16 protein-coding genes are annotated in these 22,627 nt (G+C 69.1%); 12 read left to right on the top strand and 4 right to left on the bottom strand.

Annotated elements, in window-relative coordinates; all coding sequences use genetic code 11:
• Positions 1–86: 86 nt before the first annotated feature.
• Entirely contained in the window at positions 87–989 is a 903-nt protein-coding gene (locus WMF39_RS38590; RefSeq protein ID WP_437741466.1) for a LysR family transcriptional regulator, read from the top strand.
• On the opposite strand, the gene WMF39_RS38585 is transcribed toward WMF39_RS38590, so the two are convergent.
• Positions 970–1,287, bottom strand: coding sequence for a putative quinol monooxygenase (locus WMF39_RS38585; RefSeq protein WP_437741465.1), 318 nt, complete (start codon positions 1,285–1,287; stop codon positions 970–972). The two genes, WMF39_RS38590 and WMF39_RS38585, sit on opposite strands and share 20 nt — an antisense overlap.
• 779 nt (positions 1,288–2,066) lie before the next feature.
• On the opposite strand from WMF39_RS38585, the gene WMF39_RS38580 reads away from it, so the two are divergent.
• Entirely contained in the window at positions 2,067–4,484 is a 2,418-nt protein-coding gene (locus WMF39_RS38580; RefSeq protein WP_437741464.1) for a protein kinase domain-containing protein, read from the top strand.
• Positions 4,485–4,804: 320 nt separating this feature from the next.
• Here WMF39_RS38580 and WMF39_RS38575 read toward each other — a convergent pair whose 3' ends face one another.
• The gene (locus tag WMF39_RS38575) at positions 4,805–5,389 is read right to left on the bottom strand and encodes a sigma-70 family RNA polymerase sigma factor (RefSeq protein ID WP_437741463.1); all 585 of its coding nucleotides are present in this window, start codon (positions 5,387–5,389) and stop codon (positions 4,805–4,807) included.
• Positions 5,386–6,498, bottom strand: coding sequence for an RNA polymerase sigma factor (locus WMF39_RS38570; protein ID WP_437741462.1), 1,113 nt, complete (start codon positions 6,496–6,498; stop codon positions 5,386–5,388). The genes WMF39_RS38575 and WMF39_RS38570 overlap by 4 nt, the downstream gene beginning before the upstream one ends.
• A gap of 216 nt (positions 6,499–6,714) precedes the next feature.
• Here WMF39_RS38570 and WMF39_RS38565 point away from each other — a divergent pair, with 216 nt between their 5' ends.
• From WMF39_RS38565 to WMF39_RS38545, 5 genes are all read left to right on the top strand, one after another.
• Positions 6,715–7,830 carry a PEGA domain-containing protein gene (locus WMF39_RS38565; protein WP_437741461.1) on the top strand — a complete coding sequence of 372 codons (1,116 nt, stop codon included), beginning with the start codon at positions 6,715–6,717 and terminating at the stop codon, positions 7,828–7,830.
• Positions 7,827–9,518, top strand: coding sequence for a hypothetical protein (locus WMF39_RS38560; RefSeq protein WP_437741460.1), 1,692 nt, complete (start codon positions 7,827–7,829; stop codon positions 9,516–9,518). The genes WMF39_RS38565 and WMF39_RS38560 overlap by 4 nt, the downstream gene beginning before the upstream one ends.
• A gap of 38 nt (positions 9,519–9,556) precedes the next feature.
• Positions 9,557–11,122, top strand: coding sequence for a hypothetical protein (locus WMF39_RS38555; protein WP_437741459.1), 1,566 nt, complete (start codon positions 9,557–9,559; stop codon positions 11,120–11,122).
• Positions 11,123–11,570: 448 nt separating this feature from the next.
• The gene (locus WMF39_RS38550; protein ID WP_437741458.1) at positions 11,571–12,392 is read left to right on the top strand and encodes a hypothetical protein; all 822 of its coding nucleotides are present in this window, start codon (positions 11,571–11,573) and stop codon (positions 12,390–12,392) included.
• Positions 12,393–12,658: 266 nt separating this feature from the next.
• Complete coding sequence (locus WMF39_RS38545; protein WP_437741457.1) at positions 12,659–12,898, top strand: MbtH family protein; 240 nt, start codon at positions 12,659–12,661, stop codon at positions 12,896–12,898.
• Between the two features lie 1,064 nt (positions 12,899–13,962).
• Here WMF39_RS38545 and WMF39_RS38540 read toward each other — a convergent pair.
• A complete protein-coding gene (locus tag WMF39_RS38540; RefSeq protein WP_437741456.1) occupies positions 13,963–14,805 on the bottom strand; it encodes a PfkB family carbohydrate kinase in 843 nt (280 codons plus the stop codon).
• Between the two features lie 479 nt (positions 14,806–15,284).
• On the opposite strand from WMF39_RS38540, the gene WMF39_RS38535 reads away from it, so the two are divergent.
• The 5 genes from WMF39_RS38535 to WMF39_RS38515 all read left to right on the top strand — a co-directional run bounded on the left by WMF39_RS38535 (position 15,285) and on the right by WMF39_RS38515 (position 22,608).
• The gene (locus WMF39_RS38535) at positions 15,285–19,088 is read left to right on the top strand and encodes a M23 family metallopeptidase (RefSeq protein WP_437741455.1); all 3,804 of its coding nucleotides are present in this window, start codon (positions 15,285–15,287) and stop codon (positions 19,086–19,088) included.
• 760 nt (positions 19,089–19,848) lie between these two features.
• A complete protein-coding gene (locus tag WMF39_RS38530; protein WP_437741454.1) occupies positions 19,849–20,016 on the top strand; it encodes a hypothetical protein in 168 nt (55 codons plus the stop codon).
• A gap of 976 nt (positions 20,017–20,992) precedes the next feature.
• Positions 20,993–21,154: a hypothetical protein gene (locus tag WMF39_RS38525; protein ID WP_437741453.1), complete on the top strand. Its 162-nt coding sequence runs from the start codon at positions 20,993–20,995 to the stop codon at positions 21,152–21,154.
• Positions 21,155–21,330: 176 nt separating this feature from the next.
• On the top strand, positions 21,331–22,008 hold the full coding sequence (locus WMF39_RS38520) for a hypothetical protein (protein ID WP_437741452.1): 678 nt from the start codon (positions 21,331–21,333) through the stop codon (positions 22,006–22,008).
• Between the two features lie 3 nt (positions 22,009–22,011).
• Positions 22,012–22,608 (top strand): hypothetical protein, encoded by a 597-nt coding sequence (locus WMF39_RS38515; RefSeq protein ID WP_437741451.1) that lies wholly within the window; start codon positions 22,012–22,014, stop codon positions 22,606–22,608.
• The last annotated feature ends 19 nt before the right edge of the window (positions 22,609–22,627 follow it).

Raw genomic sequence — 22,627 nt, 5'->3', positions numbered from 1 at the left:
CTTCTCCCTCGGCAGCCCTGATCGGAGCCGAGCGAACGCGCCGCCTCCTTGGCGCGGGCGGCGTCGCCGGGCGAAGATGCGCGGCCATGGAGATGCATCAGGTCCGGTATTTCCTTGCGGTGACCGAGACCCGCAGCTTCACGCGCGCGGCCGAGCGGTGCGCGGTCTCGCAGCCCGCGCTCACGGCCGCCATCAAGAAGCTCGAGGAGGAGCTGGGCGGGCCGCTCGTCCTGCGCGAGCGCGGCGGCGCCAAGCTCACGGCGCTGGGGCAGCGCGTGCTGCCGCGGCTCCAGCGGCTGCGGGACGAGATGCAGGCCGTCCAGGTGATCGCGGACAACCACCGGCGCCTCAAGCAGGTGCCGCTCCGGGTGGGCATCCTCTGCACCATCGGGCCCGCGCGGCTCGCGGGCTCGCTGGCGGCGTTCCGCGCGGAGGCGCCGGGGGTGGAGCTGGAGATCGCGGTGGCCGTGCAGGGTGAGCTCCTGCGGCGGCTGGAGGAGGCCGAGGTCGACGTCATCGTCTCGAACCTCGGCGACGCTGTCCCGGACTGGTGCGTGGTGGCGCCCCTCTACGAGGAGCGCTACGTCGTGGTCCTCCCGCCCGGCCACCACCTGGCCGCGCGCGAGGGCTTGCGGCTCGAGGATCTGGATGGCGAGCCCTACCTCGATCGGCTCGCCTGCGAGATGCGCGAGCAGGTGACGGGCGCGTGCGCCGCGCGGCGCGTGGACCTGTACGCGGCGTACCGGACCGACCGGGAGGACTGGGTCCAGAGCCTGGTGCACGCGGGGCTGGGTTTTGCCTTCATGCCCGAGCACTCGGTGCTGCTGACGGGCGCGTCGCAGCGCCCGCTCGTCGATCCGGCCCTCCGTCGCACCGTCGCGCTGGTGCGCTCGGGCGATCGCACGCCGGCGCCGGGCTTGCAGCTCTTCTGGGACGCGCTGCTCTCACGCGCTGCCCGGGCGCGGCCGGTCAACCCTTCGCGGCGATGATGTCCACGTGCTCGATGACGGGCGGCGCGGCGAGCAGCTCCGGCGCCTTGGCCATGAGCGCTGCCGCGATGCGGCCCGCGAGGTGCTCCTTGCGCCCCACCTCGTCCGCGAAGGTGTCGAAGATGCCGAACGTCGACGGCCCGATGCGCAGCGCGAACCAGTGAACCGTCCGCGGCTCCTCGGCCGCGAGGCCGACGGCGGAGCGGAGGAGCGCCTCGACCTCGGCCTCCTTGCCAGGCTTGGCCTCGATGCGGGCCAGGAGGGAGAGCGTCACGGCGGTCGGGGAAGCAGCGGTCATAAGATCCTCCTCTTCGGCGGCGCACGGCGCGCCGCGCTTCGATGAAGAGAGTTGTAACGACGCCCGTCCGGCCGACCATTCGATGTTCTGGATGGATCCATCAGCGCCGTGGATGGACCTTCCCGTGATCCTGCGCCAGCCACCGCGGGACGGCCGCCGCGTGTGGCGGCTTCGGCAGGGGGATGACGCGCCCTCTCACGGGATAACCCAAGGGGCAGGCGCCGCGGTACGTCCGTGCTTTACACAGAAGGGGGCGGTCAGGTGACCGTGGGCGCTGGCGAGACCGACCTGCCTCGACCGCGCTCTGCAGGCGCGAAGCGCGATCCGTACAGGCCGAGGGTCATGTATGATGGGCCTCATGCGGCGTCGAGCGCGCATGGTGGCCGCGGGCGGGCGGAGCGTTGAACTGACCAGCGGTGGCGGCAGGTGCAGCGGCCGCGACGCGCGGCAGGGTTCGGAGGAATGGACCCGGTGTGGCTCTGCTTCGGGCGTTAGGCAGGGCTCGGCCGAAGGGGTTCGGCGGACCCGAGCCGAATGGGTTCGACCGGACGGTCTACTGATAGTTCGGCGGACGAGCGCTGCACGCGCCGGCCCTTCGCTCCGTGTGGTCCATGGAGCCTCCTGACCAGATGCAGTAGCGGCGCTCGGTCATTTCGACGTTCTTGACGCGCCCCCGCAAGCAGGGTCTACTCCCCCTTGGACAGAGTTTGCGTTTGGTCTCGTCGGCGCCCCTCCCCGCGCGACGCTAACCACCTCTCGGTATCACGATAGGACTCAGCATGGACCCGTATAAAAGGCGCCAGTTGGAAGACGAAGTAGCCCAGCGCGACTACGCCGGACTCGTGAGCTTCTTTAATGCAAATGATCTCCAAATCGATCGCGTAGATGGTCTCCGCCCCGGCAGCTACGATTACTTCGTTCTCTTGCACCTGACATCGGAGCGACGGAAGCAACTTGGGCTAACGGGCGACGAGCTCCTGGCCATCATCCTTCATCATACTCCGCAGCAAGCTTGGTTTTTTAACGAGGTAAGACGAAAGCTTCGTGCCAATGATCGTCTAGCGAAGACGGCTGTGCTCGTAATCTCGTCGGATCCCAATATTGTCGCCCAATGCGCCGAAGCCTACCCGGACGGAGCAACAGGCTATAAGACGGCGTACATTGGGCTTACCCATGCAGATATTCGGGCCCTTCAGACTCCAGTGCAGCGTCAAGAACATTTGGCCAGGGCATTCGCCCAGCAGGCCTTCACTGTTGATCACTTCGATACACGATTTCCGGTGCCCGACGATCTGTTCGGCCGCATGCCCCTTGTGACACAACTAGAGCATGACGTCGTCCAGGGTGAGCTTGGCGTGGCTATTCTCGGAATCCGTCGGGTTGGAAAGACGTCTGTTCTGAAAAGGCTTACATCTCAGGTTGTGACGCGTCCGGGGCACGATTGGCTCGTCGCGCTGTATGACGCTCAAGAGGAGAACATTGACGCGGATGCTGCTAGTGCCGCACGGGGGCTGTTGCGGCAGTTGCGCTCGTCCATTGCCGACCGCGGGCTACCGTCGGGTGGACAAGGATCGAGTGACGACCCCCTGGCGAGTCTTCGTTCTCAGGTGCGATGGGCCGTTGAGCGGCACCAGAAACGCGTCCTTCTCGCCATCGATGAAATCGAGTGGCTGGTCCCCACCACCGATGCGGTTGACCCCAGCGAAAAGGCGCGTCGTGAAAGGGAGTACGTCCGCCTGTTCGGGGCGCTGCGGGCGCTGAAGCAGGCACATCAGTCGCAAGTGGCATTGGTCGTCTGTGGAATCAATGAGACATTCTGCGAAATTCCGGATGTTGGTGGTGTAAATAACCCGGGTCTTGACCTGTTTCGAACGCATTACGTTCCGCTTCTTGAGCGTCCGATGATGACACAGATGCTTCGAACAATCGGTGCGCGCATGGCCGTAACACTCGAAGATGAGTTCATCGACCGTGTGTGGTCAGCCTTTGGGGGGCACGCGTATTTGGCTCGACAATTCTGTAGCGTACTGTCTCGTGCTACTGCGGTCCGACCCATGGTGCTTCGAGCCGCAGACTTCGACCGCGAGTACGCGCAGTTCCTTGAGCAACGCGCTGACGGAGTAATAAAACAGGTTGTGCAGTACCTCGCACGCTTCTACCCCGGAGAGTATGAGGTCTTGCAGCGACTCTCTCTCGGTGCGCCCGGTAATCCCAAAGGAAGCAGTCTTCGTCATCTGCGTGCCTACGGTCTTGTCGATGATTCGGTGACTCCACAGGTCACTATGGATGCGCTTCGTGACTTTACCGCGAAACATGCTGTTGACGAGGTGCGTGCAGGACGGTTCACTTTGCTGCAACGGTTGGGAGAAGGTGCGACGGGCACGGTATGGCGTGCATGGGATCGTCAAGCTGGCGCCGACCGGGCACTGAAAGTCTACTCCTCATCTGCGAGTCGCGACGCGGCTGACATGGAGTATCGAAACCTGCTCGCGCTTGCGTGCGATGCTGTTCCGCGCGCATACGAGGTTGTTGAGTATGACGATCGATTTGCTTTGGTGATGGAGTACATTCCGGGGAGATCGCTGTCGACGATCGTCCACGAATCCGGCGGACAGATGAGCACTGAGGCACTCGAGGCTGTGACGACGCATATTTTGGCCGCGGTGGAATCGCTTCATCCCTCGGCCGAACGTCGACGCGCGCTGAAGCGCCAACTGGACGAGCGCTCTCAGGTCACCGAAGAACAGCTGGAGGAGTACTTCCGGCTGTCGCAGAGCGGGTATCTCCATCGAGATCTGAAACCGGACAACATTATTGTGACAGACGAGAGCTCCTGGACGGTCAAGCTGATCGATACGCAGCTTGCGAAGCGGCCGGATGATGCCAATCGAACACAGGTTGGAACGCCGGCCTATGCTCCTCCCGATTGGGGCGTCGGCAAGTGGGATACGTCATTTGATCTCTACGCAATAGGGGTAATCTTTCACGAGCTACTCTTTGGCGAGCGGCCCCGCGCTGACGACGTGCTGCACCACGTGCGAGGGTTGCGTGCCAGTGCGGAATATCGCGCGAGTCTGAGTGAGTTCTTTTCGCGCGCGCTCGCACCGTCCGCTGCGGAGCGATTTTTGAGTGCGGCGGACATGCGGGCGGCGTGGGAGGATGTGTTGACGGCTCCGCACGGCGTCACTCCAGCTTGACGTTCTGTGCCGCCGAACAATCCGATGGATCCGGCGCCACTTCGCGGCGCAGCTTATCGGCCGGTCGTTAGCCCGACAGAGCACGAAGCAGGCAGGGATGAAGGTCGCCACCGGCGGCGATCCGAGCCACGCCCCGGCACAGTGCGCGTACCAGAAGGCGGGGGTCGACGCCGAGATCCCCGGTGTAAGGATGTGCCGCAAGCGATGATTGGGCTCGCACCCCTTCCGCTGCATGAACGTCCCCACGCCCGACCCCGGGGCGCAGCCCGGCTTGCGAGACGGCATCCTCCGTTCCCGGCGCGCGCTCGCGACGGGGGACGTCATCGATGAAAAGTTCGCGGACTTCCGCGAATCTCCGAACGCTCGCGGCCGCAGGGCCTCCGCCACCGCAGGCGAGCGCGCCGGAACCACAGCCGGCCGAGCCGCAGTCGATTCCAGACCGTGTTCGGGTTCTGCCCGAGCTCCGCGGCGATCTCCGCGATCGTGTGTCCCTGTGCCGTGAGGGCGAGGACAGCTCGAAACCTGGGGGCGACTCGTCTCAGATCGTGCAGTGCCCTCCGGGCCTCGATCTGTTCGACCGGCGCAGGGGTGTGGTCCTGGCGGAGCCCACCGGCGCTCGGCACGAGGACCTCGTACCGCCGGTGCGCGCGCTTTACGTAATGTGAAGCATGACGCCAGCTGATGCCGACGATCCATCGCTTCAGGGCCACGGCGTCCGGGACCCCCGGCCGCGGCTGGAACCGGCCGGCACGCATGCTTTGCCATGCCCCGAGCAGCACCTCCTGGACGAGGTCGGCGCGATCCCTGCTCGGCACGCGCCAGCGCTGCAATACATGGTTGATGGTCGCCGCGTGCCGGGTGATGGAGTCGATGTCCAGGTCGACGGCTTTGCGCGGCGCGATCACTCGTGCGCCTGGAGCGACCCGTAGCGCTCGCAGCGCACCCGCCGGAGCAGCGCGTCGCGCTCCACGCCGTGTTCTCCGCGACCACGACGCTCGCGGTGCTCGTGCAGGAGACGGCACGCCGCAAGCTGTCCCTCGATGGTCCCGAGATCCAGCATCGCTCGCGCGCGCTCGATCCTCGGATCGATCCGGACATGCTCCGCGCCGGTACCTTCCTGGGGCGATCTCGCGACTGCGGCGGACGCCGCGCCGGATGTCGTGGAGCTGCCGTGAGGGGCGGATGTGGCGGAGGCCATGACGGCCTCTCGTCTCATGACGCTCTCGGATAGGCCCGGCCTCACGCCGCGCGCGTCAGCAGGTGCCGCCGGGATGTCGAGTGTGGACTGCGCGTGCCCCGAGGCTGCGAGCAGGGGCGCTTCGGCGAAACCTGCCGCTGGGCCAGGCCAGGCGGCGCCCGCCCCGAGCACGAGCCCAGCCGCAGCCGTCCCATGCAGCCTGAACCGGCGAAGTCCGCGCAATGCGTCGTGAAGCCAGGCGCTGGAGAAGAAGGGCATCACGCACGGCGCCGCGGCCTCCCCGCGCCGGTGCTGCTCTGCCTGCCAGCGCGCCCTCTCCTGCTCGACCCTGTCCCAGGCGGCAGCGAGCCGTGACTTGACGGTGTTCTCCGAGAGCGCGTGCGCCCTGGCGATCTCGGCGAGCGTCCGGCCCAGGAGCTCGTGCTCGATGAACACCGTGCGACGTGCGTCATCGAGCTTGTCGATGAAGCGCCAGAGCACGGCAGGCCGCTGGCGGGCCATCACGGCGGCTTCTGGACCCGGCCGCTCGTCCGAAGGATCCTCGTCCTGGAGCGGTGCGACCACCTCGTCCCGGCGGCGCGATCGCCGCCGGCTGGAGCGCGCCTCGTTTCTGACGATCTGGTCCACATACGCTGCGGCGTCCCTCGCCAGGTCGATGTGCGCGCGGTTCTCCAGGATGCGAAGCCACGCCTGCTGGACGACGTCGTCGACGTCCTGAGCCGGCACGCGCATGGCGCGCGCGAGCCGGCGGAAGCGATCGGAACCAAGCGGACAAGGGGCTGCGACGTCCAGGATCGGCGGAGTGCTCAGGTCCATGCACGTCCAGATGCTTCAGGCGCGAAAAGAGGTGACCCAATCGATAGGCGCGACGAAGAACGGTGCGCGAAGGTGCGTCCACACGGGGATGACGGCCGGGCGACGCCTCGACAGAGACCATTGCGAAGGCGACGTCGGATTCGTTTGGCAAAAACGCAGCGTTCGGCGTGCTCGCGCCGTTGCTGGGCTGGCGGCATCCCCGGTACAGTGCGCCGCGTGACGCGCTGGCGCTCGGTCGTGGGCGGGGTCTGTCTTGTCGGCGCGCTGGGCAGCGGCATCGGGCTCGCGCGCGCGGCGCCGGGGCCTGCGGGGCCCCGGGCGGCCGGGAGCGCGGGGGTGATGACGGCGCACCAGCAGGCCCGGCGTGCCTTCGGCGCGCGGCGGTGGGCCGAGGCGGAGGCGAGCTTCGAGGCCGTCCTGGCGGCGCCCGACGCTGCTGGCATGACCGCGGTGCAGCGGGCCGAGGTGCTGGGTTATCTGGGGCTCTGCGAGCTGGAGCAGGGCAAGCACCGGGAGGCCGCCGAGCACTTGGGGCAGAGCCTCGAGCAGGACGCCGCCCTGAATCGCGCGCTCCTCGACAGGTTCACGCGTGCGTTCAACAGGGCCGCCGAGCGCGTCGGGAGGATCTACGTGGCGGCGTCCCCGCCGGACGCCGAGATCCTCCTGGACGGGGAGCCAATCGGCACGGGCGCCACGGCCCACGAGCTGTTCGTCTCGCCGGGGGCGTACACGCTTCGGGCCCGGCTGTCGGGGCACGGGGAGGTCTCGCAGCGGGTCGAGGTCGATGCGGGGAAGACGGTCAGCGCGGCGCTGCGGATCGAGCGCGCGGCCGACGCGCCCGTGCGCGCGCCGGATCCGGGCGTGAGGAAGAGCGCACCGGTCGAGCCGGCGGCGGCCTCGGCCGCGCCCCCGGCGGCACCGGGACCATGGGCGTCATGGCCGGGGACGCTGCGGATCACGGGCGTTGCGGTCACGGCGGCCGCCGTGTCGGCGGGGGCGGTCTTCATGCTCCGGGCGAACCGCCTCGACGGGGACCTCCGCGAGCGCATCGGCGGCCTCCACCGCGATCCGTCGTGGACCTCGGGCGCGTGCCGCGAAGCGCCGCAGCCCTCGGCGTGCCCGGAGCTCCGGCGTATGCGCGAGCAGCGCGATCAGTCCGGCGTCCTCGGAACCGCCCTGGTCGCGACGGGGGCCGTGGTCGGCGCGGTGACCGTCGCGTCCTTCTTCGTGGACCTCTCGTTCCTGCGATCGACGCCGTCGCGGAGCGGGCTGCGTGTCGTCCCGGCGATGGCGGCGCAGCAGGTCGGGCTGGTGGCGCTGGGGGTGTGGTGAGGGGCTCGGAGACGGGCATGGAGGGCCAGGAGGCGAGCGTGAACGTGAGGTGGGCCAGGGCGGCGCGGAGGGCCGCGATGTCGCTTGCGATCGCCGGGCTGTGTGCGTGCGGCGCGAGCGCGGTCTCGGGGTGCAGTATTTACGGGGGCGACTACTGCTGGGAGGAGCAGACGTGCGACGAGCCCTCCCCCCCGGCGCCGCCGCCCCCGGCCTCGCCGTGCGACGGCGATCCAGAGAGGGCGCCGGCGCTAAGCGGTTGCGGGGTGTTCGTCCGCGTGGACGGCGACGACCGCAACCCGGGCACGCGGCAGCGGCCCGTGAGGACATTGCAGCGCGCGATCGCGCTCGCTGCGGGCGGACGGCGCGACGGGGAGGCGCCGACCCGGCGCGTGTACGCGTGCGGCGAAATGTTCGAGGAGTCGGTCGTGCTGCCCTCGGGCGTGGACCTCTGGGGAGGGCGCCGCTGCGCCGACGGGGACTGGTCATTCGGGTGGTCGTTCGGAGGGCCCGACCAGCTGACCACCATCACCCCGGGCCCGGCGGCGGTCCCGGTCCGGGTCCTCGACGGGGGAGGTGCGACGTCGACGGTGGTCGGGATCCGGGTCGTGGCCGCCGAGGGGTCGGCGAGCGACGGGAAGTCGTCGATCGGGATGATCTTGAGCCAGGGGGCGAAGCTCCGGGTGGTGGAGAGCCAGGTCCACGCGGCCGATGGCAAGGACGGGGAGCCGGGGGAGGACGCCCCGCGCCTCCGGGCGAAGGACGGGCAGTACGGGGAGGACGGGGTGAACGCGTGCACGGCGGACATCGCGACGGGCGCACCCCCCGTGATCACCGAGTGCGAGGGGGGCATCGAGTCCATCGGCGGACAGGGCGGCGATGGGCACGTCGAGGAAGGCGGCGACGGCCAGCCGGGCGCACCTTCTTCGGCGGAGAGTCCGGTGGCGTCCGGCGAGGGGGGGCTCGGCGCGGGCAGCGGGGGATGCAAGGCCGGAAAGCCGGGCGCGAACGGTGAGTCGGGGCAGCACGGCCCCGGTGCGATCGGCCTCGGTAGCCTCGACGTGACCGGGTGGGTGGGCGTTCGGGGCGGCGATGGTGCCCCCGGGGGCATCGGCCGGGGCGGCGGGGGCGGCGGCGGGAGTCGATCGAGGGTCGACATGATCCAGTGCCGTGCTGGAGCACCTCGGGGCGGCGCTGCCGGCGGCTCCGGAGGCAGCGGCGGCTGTGGTGGAAAGGCGGGCCAGGGAGGGGGCCACGGCGGCTCGAGCATCGGGATCGTGGCGCTGGGGGGCGCCGAGATCACGGTCGAGGCCAGTACCTTGGTGACCGGCCGAGGTGGCAATGGTGGGGCCGGCGGGACAGGCCAGCTGGGAGGCGTTGGGCTTAAGGGCGGTCAAGGTGGGCTCGGCTATGGTATCGAAATGTGGGACGCGTGCCCCGGGGGCCATGGCGGTGACGGTGGTGACGGCGGCGACGGGGGAGGCGGCCTGGGTGGGCACTCGATCGGCGTCGCCACCGTGAGCGTCGGCAAGGTGAGCTTTGTGCGACACGCGGGATTCACGAGCGGCGGTGCTGGCGCCGGCGGCCTCGGCGGGGGGTTCCGCAAGGACGCGAGCGAGGGTGGGCGGGGCGAGTCGGGTCTGTTGGTTGTGTTCCCAGCGGTGACCCAGGCCGAGGAGCCACCGCGATGAAGGTCCCCCCGTGCGGGGCGCGACATTCGAGAGGCTCCATGAGGATCGCTGAAATCCGACGACTGCTTTTGCTGATGCCGCTCGCGGCGGCGGGGTGCGGGATCGATCTCGGTCCCTATGAGGATGACCAGCCTTCTGCGCCGTGCGGTGGCGCGACGTCGTGCGCACCTGCTGCTCCGCCGGAGTCGGTCTGTCGCGCGTACCTCACCGCCGACCAGGCAGAGGACGGTTGCGGCGTGTTCGTCGATGTGTTCGTGGGCGACGACGAGAACCCCGGTACGCGGGACAAGCCGGTGCAGAGCCTGCCGCGCGGCATCGCGCTCGCGCGCACGGGGCGCGGGCGCGTGTTCCTTTGCAGCAGACATTCAGGCGCGATCACGCTGCCCTCCGGCGTCGACCTCGTGGGGAGCTTCGACTGCACCAACGATTGGAAGCGGAGGAATCCGAGCGACGATCCATTCATCTCGTCATTCCCCGTGGGTGTCGCGTTGACGATCGAGCCCGCGAGGTCCGGCGACACGGGGGCCGCGGACGGCGTCTCGACGCTCGTCAACTTGCGGATCGGGACCACGGAGGACGTCGGGCTCTTCGTCCGGTCCGGCAGCGCGGTGGAGATTGTTCGCAGCGAGCTCTTCGGGGGTCACGGCTACAGGACGGGGGAGGATGCGAGGACAGTTCCCGATCCGCCCGAAGGCGCGCGTGGGAACGGCGGTGTGCAGGGATGCTCCCTGGCCCCCGCGGCCGGCGGGGTTCCGGCGAGGACCTCCTGTGACGACGGCGCCGTGACGATCGGCGGCAAGGGGGGCGACGGAGGGGCGACCGGAGGCGGCAACGGCGGTGACGGCGGCGATGGCGGCGACGGTGTGCCCGCGCCGGGCCCCGATGCCAGTCCCGATGACCGTCGCTGGGGCGCTGGGGGTACCGGAGACCACGGCGACGGCCGCTGCCAGGACGGGCAACCGGGGAAGGACGGCGCGCAGGGCGCCGATGGGGCACCGGGCCAGGGCATCGGGCGTCTCAGCGAGAACGGTTGGCTGGGAGACCGGGCCGGGGATGGGGCCAGGGGGGCGCCGGGTCAGGGGGGCGGCGGGGGCGGCGGTCTTCGCGGGAGCGCCGCCTTCTGCGGCGTGGCCTCCCGGTCGGGACCGTCCGGAGGCTCGGGCGGCGGCGGCGGCTGCGGCGGCAAGGGCGGGACGGGAGGCGGCAACGGCATCCCGAGCATCGCGATCCTCGCGCTCCACGCCAAGGTCACGGTGCGTGACAGCCGGATCGGGACGGGTCCGGCCATGCCTGGGACCGACGGAGGGGAGCCTCAGGAGGGCAGCCGTGGGGGGCGCGGGGGCGTCGGCGCCTATTCGCCCGATGAGATTGTCCGCGCGTGCGACGGCGGCGACGGCGGCTTCGGGGGCCGGGGCGGTTATGGCGGCGGCGGGCGCGGCGGGGACTCCATCGGCATCGCCTACCTCGATGAGGACCAGCTCGTGCTGGAGAACGTCACGTTCGAACTCGGCGAGCCAGGCGAGGGCGGCATCGGCAACCCCGCGGATCCCGCGACATGGGGCGAGGACGGCATCGCGGTCGAGACATCGCGCTTTCCCGAGTGAGCCGCGCGCGCCGCCTGGGCGCGCGGCGTCCGGCAAGCGGGCCAGGGGCGGCTTGGTTCCTGGACGCGAGGGCTCAGTTCCTGGACGGGTCGGCTCGGTTCCTGGACGGGTCGGCTCAGTTCCTGGACGGGGCGGCTCGGTTCCTGGACGCGAGAGATCGGTTCCTGGACGGGGTGGCTCGGTTCCTGGACGTGAGGGCTCAGTTCCTGGACGGGGCGGCTCGGTTCCTGGACGCGAGGGCTCAGTTCCTGGACACCGCTGCAGGCTTCCTGGACTCGGCGGCTGGATTTGTGCACCGCCCCTTCACACCACGCGGTCGCTAGATTCCTGCTTTGCTCGCGCCACCCCGTCTGGGCCTCTTGCGGTCCCTCGGAGAGGTCTTAACCAGGAGTGCTTGGGGAGAATCCCACTCTCCATGAACAATCCCTCGGTACATCAGGAGATTCCGATGCCCAAAGCGAAGACCGATCTGGACCTGTGGATGAAAGAGGCGCTCGACGCTCCGGGGAACGACGAGCTATCCATCTCGGTGCCCCTTCATGTGCTGTTCGGTGAAGCGGTCGACGTCGCGAGGTTCCACAAGGCCTACTGGAAACCGGAGGTGAAGGACGGGAAGGTGGTGCGCCGCGGCCTTGAGATGGCGGCGAGCAAGAACAAGAAGGGGAACGCGCTGACCGCGAAGACAGGCGAGGAGATCCTCTCTCTCCAGCGCGCCGCCGTGGAGGCGGGCACCTGCTACTTGCTCGCCGTGGATCCGAAGAAGGCGAGCCCGTTCGAGCGCGGGCAGCTCGTCCTCGACGAGATCACCGCGACGCTCGAGTGGCTGTTCGACGATGGCGTCGAGGACGAGAACGATGCGAGGCTCGCCAAGCTCGGACAGGCCCACGCGGGCGACCCGTCCACCGCCGACGCGCTCGCGCTGGCCCTGGACGACTACGCCGCCCTCGCGGCGCCCCAGCGCGAGGCGATGGACGGCCTCGGCGGGTTCGACGTGGCCATGCTCGACGAGGCCGCGGAGCTCGCGGCCGCGCTCCGGGCGCACCCCACCCAGAGCGCCGCGCTCGGTGAGAAGGCGCGCGAGGCGCTCGTCGTCCGCAACAAGGTGATCGGGCTCTTGAGCGCGCGGATATCGACGGTGCGCGCGGCGGCGCGGTTCGTGTTCCGGGACCGGCCGGAGATCGTGCGCGAGGCGACAAGCACCTACGAGCGGCGGCGCCGGGCCGAGGCCAAGCGCCGCGCGAAGAAGGTCGACGCGCCGGCGCGCCTGTGAGCTCGCCTTGACGGGGCGCTGTCCAGTGGCCTCGTCCCGCGTTGCGGGCCCGCGGCGTCATGCGTCGAACCATGGGGAGCGGATCCATGGGGCATCGGTTCGCTGGCGTGATCTCGTGACACGGGCATCGATCCGGGCATGATGCCGTCTCGGGCGGAGACGGCCTGATCCTGCGATCCGTTCTCGGAGATTCCGGCTCGACGGCGCGGGGAGCGAGGTTATGGTGCGACCCCGCAGCGCAATCGGGCCGACCCGCGGAGGGGAAGATGAACCAGGAACAGCGGCAGGACGCAGCCACCTATCGCGTCGTCGTCGATCACGAGAAGCAGTACACCGTCTGCCCTGTCGAGCGCGCGATCCCGAGCGGGTCGCGGGAGGCCGGCAAGCAGGGATCCATCATGGAGTGCCTCGCTTACATCGAGCAGGCATGGGAGCGCCTGCGCGCCCCGGAGGAGGGATGCGCCCCGGCGGAGGTCGCCCGAGCGCGCGCGGAGTGGCTCTCCTGACGCCGCCATGAGGCGAGGACGGCGGCGATGACAGGGGCGACGTGGCCATGAAAGCGGAGTCTGCGCCGTCCGTCCGGCAGCCTGGTCAGGCTGGACCGGGAAGGCTGGACATGGAGCACGCTGGCTGGACGGAGGTCCTTGCGCCATGGGGGCCTGCCAAAGCGTGCCAACCTGGGCCAGAGGGGACCTCTCGCGCTCGACGTAGCTGCATGAAACAAGGCAAGGATCGCCGCGGAACGGCGATTGCTGAGGGCAGGCCCGGAGGAGCTGATGCGTCACCTCTCTCTCGTCGGTGTTGCCCTCGTTGTGCCCCTGTTCATCGGCTGTTCCTCGCACGTGGACCTCGACGCTGAGAGCGCTTCAGCGAGTGGGTCCGGAGGCGCGCCGAGCGGGGAAGGCGGCGCGCCGAGCGGGGAAGGCGGCGCGCCGGCTGGGGAAGGCGGCGCGCCGAGCGGGGAAGGCGGCGCGCCGACCGGGGAGACGACGGTTTCGCCCGGGTGCCCGAGCGAGGTGCTTGTCGAGTCGACAGCGTGTCCTGAGATCGGGAAGATCTGCACGTACACGACGGGCGATTGCGTCCTCGTGTTCGAATGCAAACTCAATGAAGGCGATCCCGACGATACTCAGAGCAGCTGCGCAGCGCGGCCGGCAGCCTGGCTCAAGACGGAGCAATCGGCGTGCGGCGGATGCGCCGGGGCCAACGCGATCTGCGTTCCGTGCGAGGGCGCCAGCCCAGGCGAACCGTGCGATGCTGTCGGCTATGCTTGCGAGAACGACTCCGGGGGCGGCAACTGTGGTGGGGCGATGCGCTGCAAGCACGACAAGACATGGGTTGCATCAACGCTCTATCCCTGGTGCTGCATTTAGAGCGACAAACGGGTTGAAACCACGAGAAAAAGCAGGAATTTACAGGGAGGCGGGGAGCGAGAGACGGCAAGAGGGAGAAATTCATTTCTTCTTCCTCCCCGCCTCCCCGCCTCCCTGTGAAAATTCTCCGGGTTTCAACGTGACCGCCGCTCTAGGTAACAAGCGCCGCGATCCCGCCCCGCAGAGGTGGATCCGAGTCACGGTGCGATAAGCGCCATCTGCGTCTCGAGCGGATCGATCCCGCGCAGCACGGCGGCGCCGTGCGGTCCAGCGAGGCGACAGGCTTCCTCGACCGGGAGGCCGTGGGCGAGGTGGTAGGTGAGGGCGCCGGCGAAGCTATCGCCGGCGCCGTACTCGCCGAGGACGCGGTCCGGCGCGGGCGGCGCGTCGACCAGCGCGGCGCTCCCCGGGCGGAGGACGCGGACGGGCCGCGGCCCGTCGGTGAGCACCAGCGCGCCGGGGCAGGGGTCGTACGCGGCGAGCGGGGCGTTCTCGCGCGGATCGGAGGCGCTGCCGATGACCACGTCGGGGGCGATCGCCGCCGCCCGGAGCGCCGCGCCCCTGCGGGCGGTCACCACGAGGCGACGCGCGGCGCGCGCGAGGCGCAGGCTCTCGGGGTCGGCGCCGGTGAAGTAAACGGCGTCGCAGCCGGCGAGGATCGACCACGGGAGCGGGTCGGTCGCGGCGGGCTGGAGCGGGGCCCCGGTGACGAGGATGGTGCGGCGGCCCTCGGCGTCCACGACGACGACCACGCGCGGGTGGTCCACGGCGCGCACCGCCGCATGGACGTGCACGCGCCCCGGCGCGACGCGGATGCGCTCCTCGACGGCGCGCGCCGCCGCGTCGTGCCCTAGCGCGGTGAAGAGGTGGATCTCGGCGTCGCTCCGGCAGAGCTGAGCGAAGGCGAGGCCGCCGCCCCCGCCGGGCAGGAAGCGCGCGTCGAGCAGGTGAACGATGTCGCCCGGCTGGGGGACGCCCTCGGTGCGGCCGAGCGTCACGTGCTCGACATGACCCACGACGGCGATGCGCGGCGCTGCCATGCCGCTCGACATAACACGGCGGCGCCGCGCCGCGCGGGCGCCTCCTGGCCGTCGCCCGGCCGGAGCACGCCCGCCTCCCCGGCCCCCCGCGCCGCCCGCCACGCCCGGCGACGCCCCTCGCCGGGCATGGCCGGCGGCGCGCGCGGGAAAAGAGGATCGGTGCCTGTCAGAAGCCGGACGGCCGCGGCGTAGGAACGGGGGTGGCCGTCGAGCCACGCCCGATCCGCGCCCTCCTGCGCGCCAGGGCCAGCCGCCGTCGCGCGCTGGTGAGCGGAGACGCACGCGCGTGACGGCCGCGCGACGCGCGACCCGCGGCGGAGCGCTGGCCGGAGGGCCTCGTCTGCTCGGCTTCTCATCAACGATCCATGTCCAGAGGAGATCAACACCGTGCTTCATCACGCATTCAACAGATCCATCCGGTACCCTGCGCCATGCCTCGCCGCCGCGCTCATCGCGGGCCGCGGGAGGACGGGCGCATCATGAGGCGGCTCTGCAAAGGCGCGCTCCTCGCGGCGCTCGCCGTCGGGAGCCCCATCGCGAGCGCGGGAGACGCGCGGGCTGCAGAGGGCGCCAGCGCCTTCTGGAACAACGCCGTCGAGGTCCAGGTGTCGGGCGGCGCCCTCACCCGCGGCCCGGGCTGGGGCTGGAGCGCCGGCGCCTCGTCGGTCCAGCAGATCGAGGCGGGCGACGGGTTCGTCGAGTTCTCCACGAACGAGGCGAACCGGACCAAGATCGCCGGGTTGAGCCACGGCGATGAGAGCCCATCGTTCTGGGACATCGATCACGGGGTGCTCCTTCGCGCCGACGGGGGCGTGGAGATCCTCGAGCAGGGATACGGGAAGGGCTACTTCGGGACCTACCAGGCCGGCGACGTCTTCCGCGTCGAGGTGTTCGATGGCCAGGTGCGTTATCGCAAGAACGGGGTCGTATTCTATACGAGCCAAACGGAGCCCACCTACCCGCTCGCGCTCGACGCCAGCCTGCACGACGAGGGCGCGACCGTCACCAGCGCCCAGGTCACGAGCTGCGCGGTCGGCGACGAGAGCTGCATGCCGCCGGGGTTCTGGAAGAACGTCCGCTACGCCCCGGCGAACGGGACCTTGCTGACGCGCAGCCCCGGCTGGGGCTGGCACGCGGGGGCCTCGTCGGTCCAGCAGATCGAGGCCGGCGATGGATTCGTGGAGTTCTCCACGAACGAGGCGAGCCTCGAGAAGATGGCGGGCCTCGGCAACGGCGACGCCGATCAGGGCTTCGGGGACATCGACCATGCGGTCTTTCTGCGCGCCGATGGAGGCCTGGAGATCGTCGAGCAGGGGTACGGGAAGGGCTACTTCGGGACGTACCAGCCGGGCGATGTCTTCCGCGTGGAGGCGTTCAACGGCCAGGTGCGTTACCGCAAGAACGGGCTCGTGTTCTACACGAGCGCCACGGCGCCTATCTACCCGCTCGGGCTCGACACAAGCCTGAACCACGAGGGCGCGACCATCACCAGCGCCCAGGTCGCGAGCTGCGCGGCCGGGGACACGAGCTGCATGCCGCCGGGGCTGTGGAGGAACGTCCGATACGTCACCGCCAACGGAGGCTTGCTGACGCGAAGCGCCGGCTGGGGCTGGCACGCCGGGGCCTCGTCTGCCGAGCAGATCGAGGCGGGCGACGGGTTCGTGGAGTTCTCCACGAACGAGGCGACCCTCGAGAAGATGGCGGGCCTCGGCAACGGCGACGCCGATCAGGGCTTCGGGGACATCGACTATGCGGTCTTTCTGCGCGCCGATGGAGGCCTGGAGATCGTCGAGCAGGGGGTTCTACAGGGGTACTTCGGGACGTACCAGCCGGGCGATGTCTTCCGCGTCGAGGTGTTCAACGGCCATGTGCGTTACCGGCAGAACGGGATGGTGTTCCACACGAGCACCATGGCGCCCACCTACCCGCTCGGGCTCGACACAAGCCTGAACCACGAGGGCGCGACCGTCACCGGCGCCCAGATCATGAGCTGCGCGGCCGGGGACGAGGGCTGCATGCCGCCGCAGGAATGGAAGAACGTCCGCTACGCCACGGCGAACGGAAGCCTGCTGACCCGCGACGCCGGCTGGGGCTGGCACGCCGGGGCCTCGTCGGCCGAGCAGATCGAGGCGGGCGACGGCTACGTGGAGTTCTCCACGAACGAGGCGGACCTCCAGAAGATGGCGGGCCTCGGCCATGGCGACACGGACCAGGGCTTTGGAGACATCGATTACGCGATCTACCTGCGCGACGACGGGGGCCTGGAGGTCTACGAGCAGGGCGTTGGACAGGGATACTTCGGGACCTACGAGGTCGGGGACGTCTTCCGCGTCGAGGTGTTCAATGGCCAGGCGCGCTACCGCAAGAACGGGATGGTGTTCCACACGAGCACCACGGCGCCCACCTACCCGCTCGGGCTCGACACCAGCCTGAACCACGAGGGCGCGACCGTCGCCGGCGGCCAGGTCGTGAGCTGCGCGGCCGGGGACACGAGCTGCATGCCCCCCGGGCTATGGCAGAACGTCCGCTATGCCACCGCTAGCGGTGGCTTGCTGACGCGCACCGCCGGCTGGGGCTGGCACGCCGGGGCCTCGTCGGCCGAGCAGATCGAGGCGGGCGACGGCTATGCTGAGTTCTCCACGAACGAGGCGAACCTCGAGAAGATGGCGGGCCTCGGCCACGGCGACGCCGATCAGGGCTACGGCGACATCGATTATGCGATCTACCTGCGCGCCGATGGGGGGCTGGAGATCTACGAGCAAGGGGTTGGACAGGGGTACTTCGGGACCTACCAGGCCGGCGACGTCTTCCGTGTCGAGGTGTTCAATGGCCAGGTGCGGTACCGCAAGAACGGGCTGGCGTTCCATACGAGCCTGACGGCGCCCACCTATCCGCTCAGGCTCGATACCAGCCTGAACCACGAGGGCGCGACCGTCACCGGCGCCCAGGTCGTGAGCTGCGCGGCCGGGGACACGAGCTGCATGCCGCCGGGGTTCTGGAAGAACGTCCGCCATGCGCCGGCGAGCGGGGGCTCGCTGACGCGCGCCGCCGGCTGGGGCTGGCATGCCGGGGCCTCGTCGGTCCAGCAGATCGCGTCGGACGACGGCTACGTGGAGTTCTCCACGAACGAGACGAACCGGTACAAGATGGCGGGCCTTGGCCACGGCGACGCCGATCAGGGCTACGGAGACATCGATTACGCGATCTACCTGCGCGGCGACGGGGGGCTGGAGGTCGTGGAGCAAGGCTACGGACAGGGGTACTTCGGGACCTACCAGGCCGGCGACGTCTTCCGCGTCGAGGTGCAGAACGGCCAGGTGAGCTACCTGAAGAACGGGGCCGTGTTCCACACGAGCAGCGCGGCGCCCACGTACCCGCTCGAGCTGGATACCAGCCTGTACGACGACGGCGCGACCATCACGAACGCGTCGGTCTCGGGCGCCGGCGGCGGGGGGGACCCGACCACCGGCTGCGGCGAGGTGGGGCCCGGCGACGAGCTCAGCGACACGAAGGTGCCCACGTTCTGCAATCACCCCACCACGATGCCGAACGGAGATGCGCCGCCCATGGGGCAGTACTTCGGCCATACGTGCACTTCGGTCGTGCTCCAGACCGTCTATTACACGCACACCTCCGGCAACCACAGCGGGCTCGACTTCTCCGTCCCAGCGCGCAGCCCCCTGTACTCGGTCGGCTATGGAAAGGTCATGTGCGCCGGGCCAAACGCCTGCACGGGCAGGTACCCCACCGCCCGGGGCGCGCCTTCCCAGATCGATCTCACGATCCGCTATGGCTCGGTGTACGTCATCTACGGGCACGCCGCGTCGACCCTGGTCGCGGAGGGCGATCTCGTCGTCCCGGGGCAGGAGCTCGGCGAGTCGTCGGACTGGCCGGACAACGACCACCTGCACTTCGAGGTCCGCCGCGTCGCCGACAACAAGGCGCCGAACCCGGTGCCCTTCTTCTCGCCGGACATCCGGAGCTATCTCGAGGGCACCGTCACCGACGCGCACTTCTGCACGGGGCACTTCGATGATCAGGCGGACGTGGGGTTCACGTCGACCACCCAGCTCGACGAGCGGCCGTGCACGGACGCGAACGACGGCACGACCGGCCCGATCCGCTGCCAGGAGGTGTGCGACTACAGCCCTGCGGACTGCGAGGTAAAAACCTACCCCAACGGGTACAGGGAGGTGCACGAGTACTGCAGCGTCTTCAGCTGCGGCGGCGGCGCCTTCGCCTGCGGCCTCCGCCGGAACACGGCCGCCCAGGCGTGCCAGTGACACCTGCGCCGTGACGCCGCCCATCATCGGCCAGCGCTGTTGAGCCGAGCTCGCCGGCGCTGCCGCTCCTCACGGGCGCGGCGATCGCCGTGGTCGCCGCGCTCATGGCCGCCTCGGCGACCATGCAGCAGGCCACCGGGATCCTCGGCGACGCGATCGAGAGCGTCCGCCTGGTGCACAGCCTGCAGATCGACCTCCTCCGCGATGCACATCAGATCCACCGCGGCGCCGGGTCCGCCAGCGGCGGGCCGATCTCCACCTTCCACGAGTGGGAGATCGAGCTAAGGGAGGGCCTTTCGCAGGCTCACCGTTACGTGAGCAGCCAGGAAGAGAGCAGCGTGCTCGTCGACGCAGAGCGGCGCGTCGACGAATACCTCGTCGGGCGTCGAGCCGGCGATGCCGGCGGCTCACCCCCCCTCGCCGGACGCGCCGGCGCTGGCCACCGATTCGCTCGCTTTCGACGAGGCGTTCGAGGCCCTCGACCGCCTGGTCGAGATCAACCTCCATCAGGCCCGTGCGTCCCAGGCGCTCATAGAGCGTCTGGGCCGGCGCGCGACCACCGCCGGCGTCGCGGCCGTCCTCTTCTTCATGGCGGGCGCGTCCCTGGTCCTCATCAGCGCACGGCGGCTCGTCTACGGCCCCGTCGTCGCGATCCAGGAGGCGATCGGCCGCTACGGCGCGGGGGACCGCGCCGCGCGCGCGCCGCTCGTCGGGCCGCGCAACCACCTTGACGTCGACCGCCACAGGTCCTGTTTGCTCCATGTCCAGCAAGGACGCCGCGAAGTCCTGGGCTGCGGAGTCCATCAAGGCAGGCACGAAATCCCCGAGCCAGATTGCCTCGGAGCGGGCCGAGCGGGCACGCCGGATCGCCGAGCGGCAGCGCGACCGCGACGCGCGGCGCGCGAGCGGCGACGCCTCCGCGAGGTGAGCCCTCTTCGCCCGGCCGCGCCGTCAGGCGCCATTCCCCGCCGCGCGCCGCCATCGGCCCTCGCGGCGCCCGGCCCGCCCCTCGCGCTCCAGCTTGAACGGGTGAATTTTCGAGGCGCATCCGAGCGAGCGGCCACGCCGGCGCTGTGACATGTCATGTGACATGTCACGCTAGGATCGTGACATCCGGCCGTGCCATGTCATGGCGGCCATCCCAGCACGCCTGACCGCCGCAGCGGCTGAGGCCTCAACACGCTCAGTCGCGCGCGGATCGGGCCGACTTGGAGCGGCTCCCACGATGGCGCGGAACGTGCAATGCTGCTCGCGGGGTCCGGTCGTGCAAGCGGAGACGCGTGCACCCTGCGACAAACGATCGAGACTGTGATTTGACCATCGTCGGGCGCGGCGCCCTCCCTGCGGGGGCCATGCGAGCAGCCGGATATGCCTGTCGATGACAGGCGCTTGCCGCCTCGAGGGGAGCTCGGCTGAACCAACATCACCTGGTGGGAGGAGCAGGGGTAAGCTCACTGCGAGCTGGTCGCGGCGACGCAGGATAGTCGACGCAGCGGAGCGCGCTCAGCTGTCCGATCGACCAAACGAATCATGGTGTGATTCTCCGTCGATCGCCCAGCTCCGCTCACCGTCTCAAGCAGCCAAATCATCGAGCAAGATACCGTCGCAATGCATGCTTGACCAGATACGCGGCGTCACACAAAACAACAGCAGTCCGGCGATGGAGCCGAGTTGAAAAGGGGGGGATTGTCCGCTTGATATCGAAGAGATCGTCGTAACGGCTTCCGAGGATGAGACCCAGGGGCGCTCGCTCGCGCAAGGAGCGTTCTGTCCCCTGAGGTGAGCGTGGCGATTCGCCCTTGGCATCCTCCGAATCGTCTTGCTTTGTCTTCCACTCGCACATGGACGCCTGAGCGCCGTCGCTCGGGCATGACACCAACCCAGTACAGCATACAGGAGCAAATATGAACACCGAGATCGCCAACAATGCCGCCGTTCAGCAGACCAACGATGCCTCGCCGGCCCTGAGCCGCATCACGCTCGACAACGTCCTGCAGGCCGTCCGCCGGATCGAGGAGAGCGAGGTGAACAACCGCCTGAGCATCGCGATGTGGCCCGAGACCTGATCCTACAGGTCTGGGCGTAGACCAGGGGAGCGCCAGGGAGGGTCTCGCCGCGGCGCCGCCGTGCGTCGCTCGACCTTCCCTGGCGTTCGCTCCTGTCCTCGTTGTCGACCGACTCCGCGTCACGTGGCCGGGGTCGGCGCATGTAACATGGAATTCGAAAAAATCATGTGACGCAGATGCGAAACAGCGAATTTCAGTCCCTGGTTGACCGCTACGGCTACTACTCGAGCGCGGCGTTGCTGGTCAAGTACGTGCAGTTCCTCGACTGCCTGCAGCAGAACTGGCGCTGCGGAGACGTACGGAAGAACGTGGACGTGATGTCCCGCTACTCGCTGCTCAGAGATCACTACGCCGAAGTATCGACGAGCCTGCTCCCGAGCATCCACGCGGATCACGTCCGCGAGGTCGACCTCGGCGGGCGCTCGTATCTTCAGTACGATCGGGAAGCGTTCATCGCCCAGCGGCCCGGCGGAGCGCCGCTCAGCGGATGTGCGTACCGTCGCCTCGACCCGCGCAGCGTCGCCGACGCTGTATTTTACATCTACTCGATCGACAGGCGGGGCGAGATCATCATCAACCCGGAGCCCATGGCGGTTCACGACATGTTCTTCCGGAAGGACGGCGCGAGGGTCACCCACGCTCACCTGCTGGAGGACCGTGACCTCCTCTCCGCCTGCTCCGGAGAGGCGATATTCGTCAAGGGGGGATCCGACATCGTCTTCGCGCTGATCAACAACTGCTCGGGTCACTTCCTCCCGAGAGAGAAACATCTCCAGTACGCCGTGGGCGTGTTCTCCGCGGCGCTCGGCGTCCCCGCGGAGAGCGTCTTCGCGTTGTGCGTGGGCAGAAGGTAGCTCATGGAATTTGAAGCCTCGTTCATCATCGCCGAGCGCGACTTCCCCGAGCTGCGCGGGATGTACGTCCAGCGCTATCAGGACGCGCTCCAGTACACGCTGCGCCAGTCGCGGGTCTACATCGATTCGGACCAGCTGCTCCTCCATCGGTCGCAACAGTCTGCCTCTTTCGTGACCGAGCCGCGGGGGACGCACTGCCTGCTGCACAAGAGGAACGTCGCCATCCACGACGGCTACGTCGCGAGAGAAGAACGCAAGCTCAAGTGCAGCGACTATGCGGACGTGCAGGCCATGGTGGACGTGTTTCAGCGCTCGGTCGGCCTCTCGGCGCCGCTCGCGCCCAGGCTCGTTCTCGTGTCGGAGCGGCGGAACGTCGTGGTGCAGACCGTCCCGCAGCCTGTGTTCATCACGTTCGACGTCGTCGATGCGTACGCGACCGACAACACGCATCTGCTGCGGTTTTACGCCGTCGAGTTCGAGTGCAATGGCGAGCGAGCGGACGACCGTTTTCTCCGCGAGGTCGCCGGCTTCAGGGAGCGCGTCTCCGACGCGGTGCTCCTGCACTCGTCGAAATATAGCCACTCGATGAGCTCCCTGTGACCTGACGCCGCGAAGTCGA

It is taken from the genome of Sorangium sp. So ce1504 (genome assembly GCF_051521635.1).
Classification (GTDB): Bacteria; Myxococcota_A; Polyangia; order Polyangiales; family Polyangiaceae; genus Sorangium; species Sorangium cellulosum_B.
Note: the sequence above shows the minus strand (reverse complement) of the source record. Positions and strands in the feature narration are given on the sequence as shown.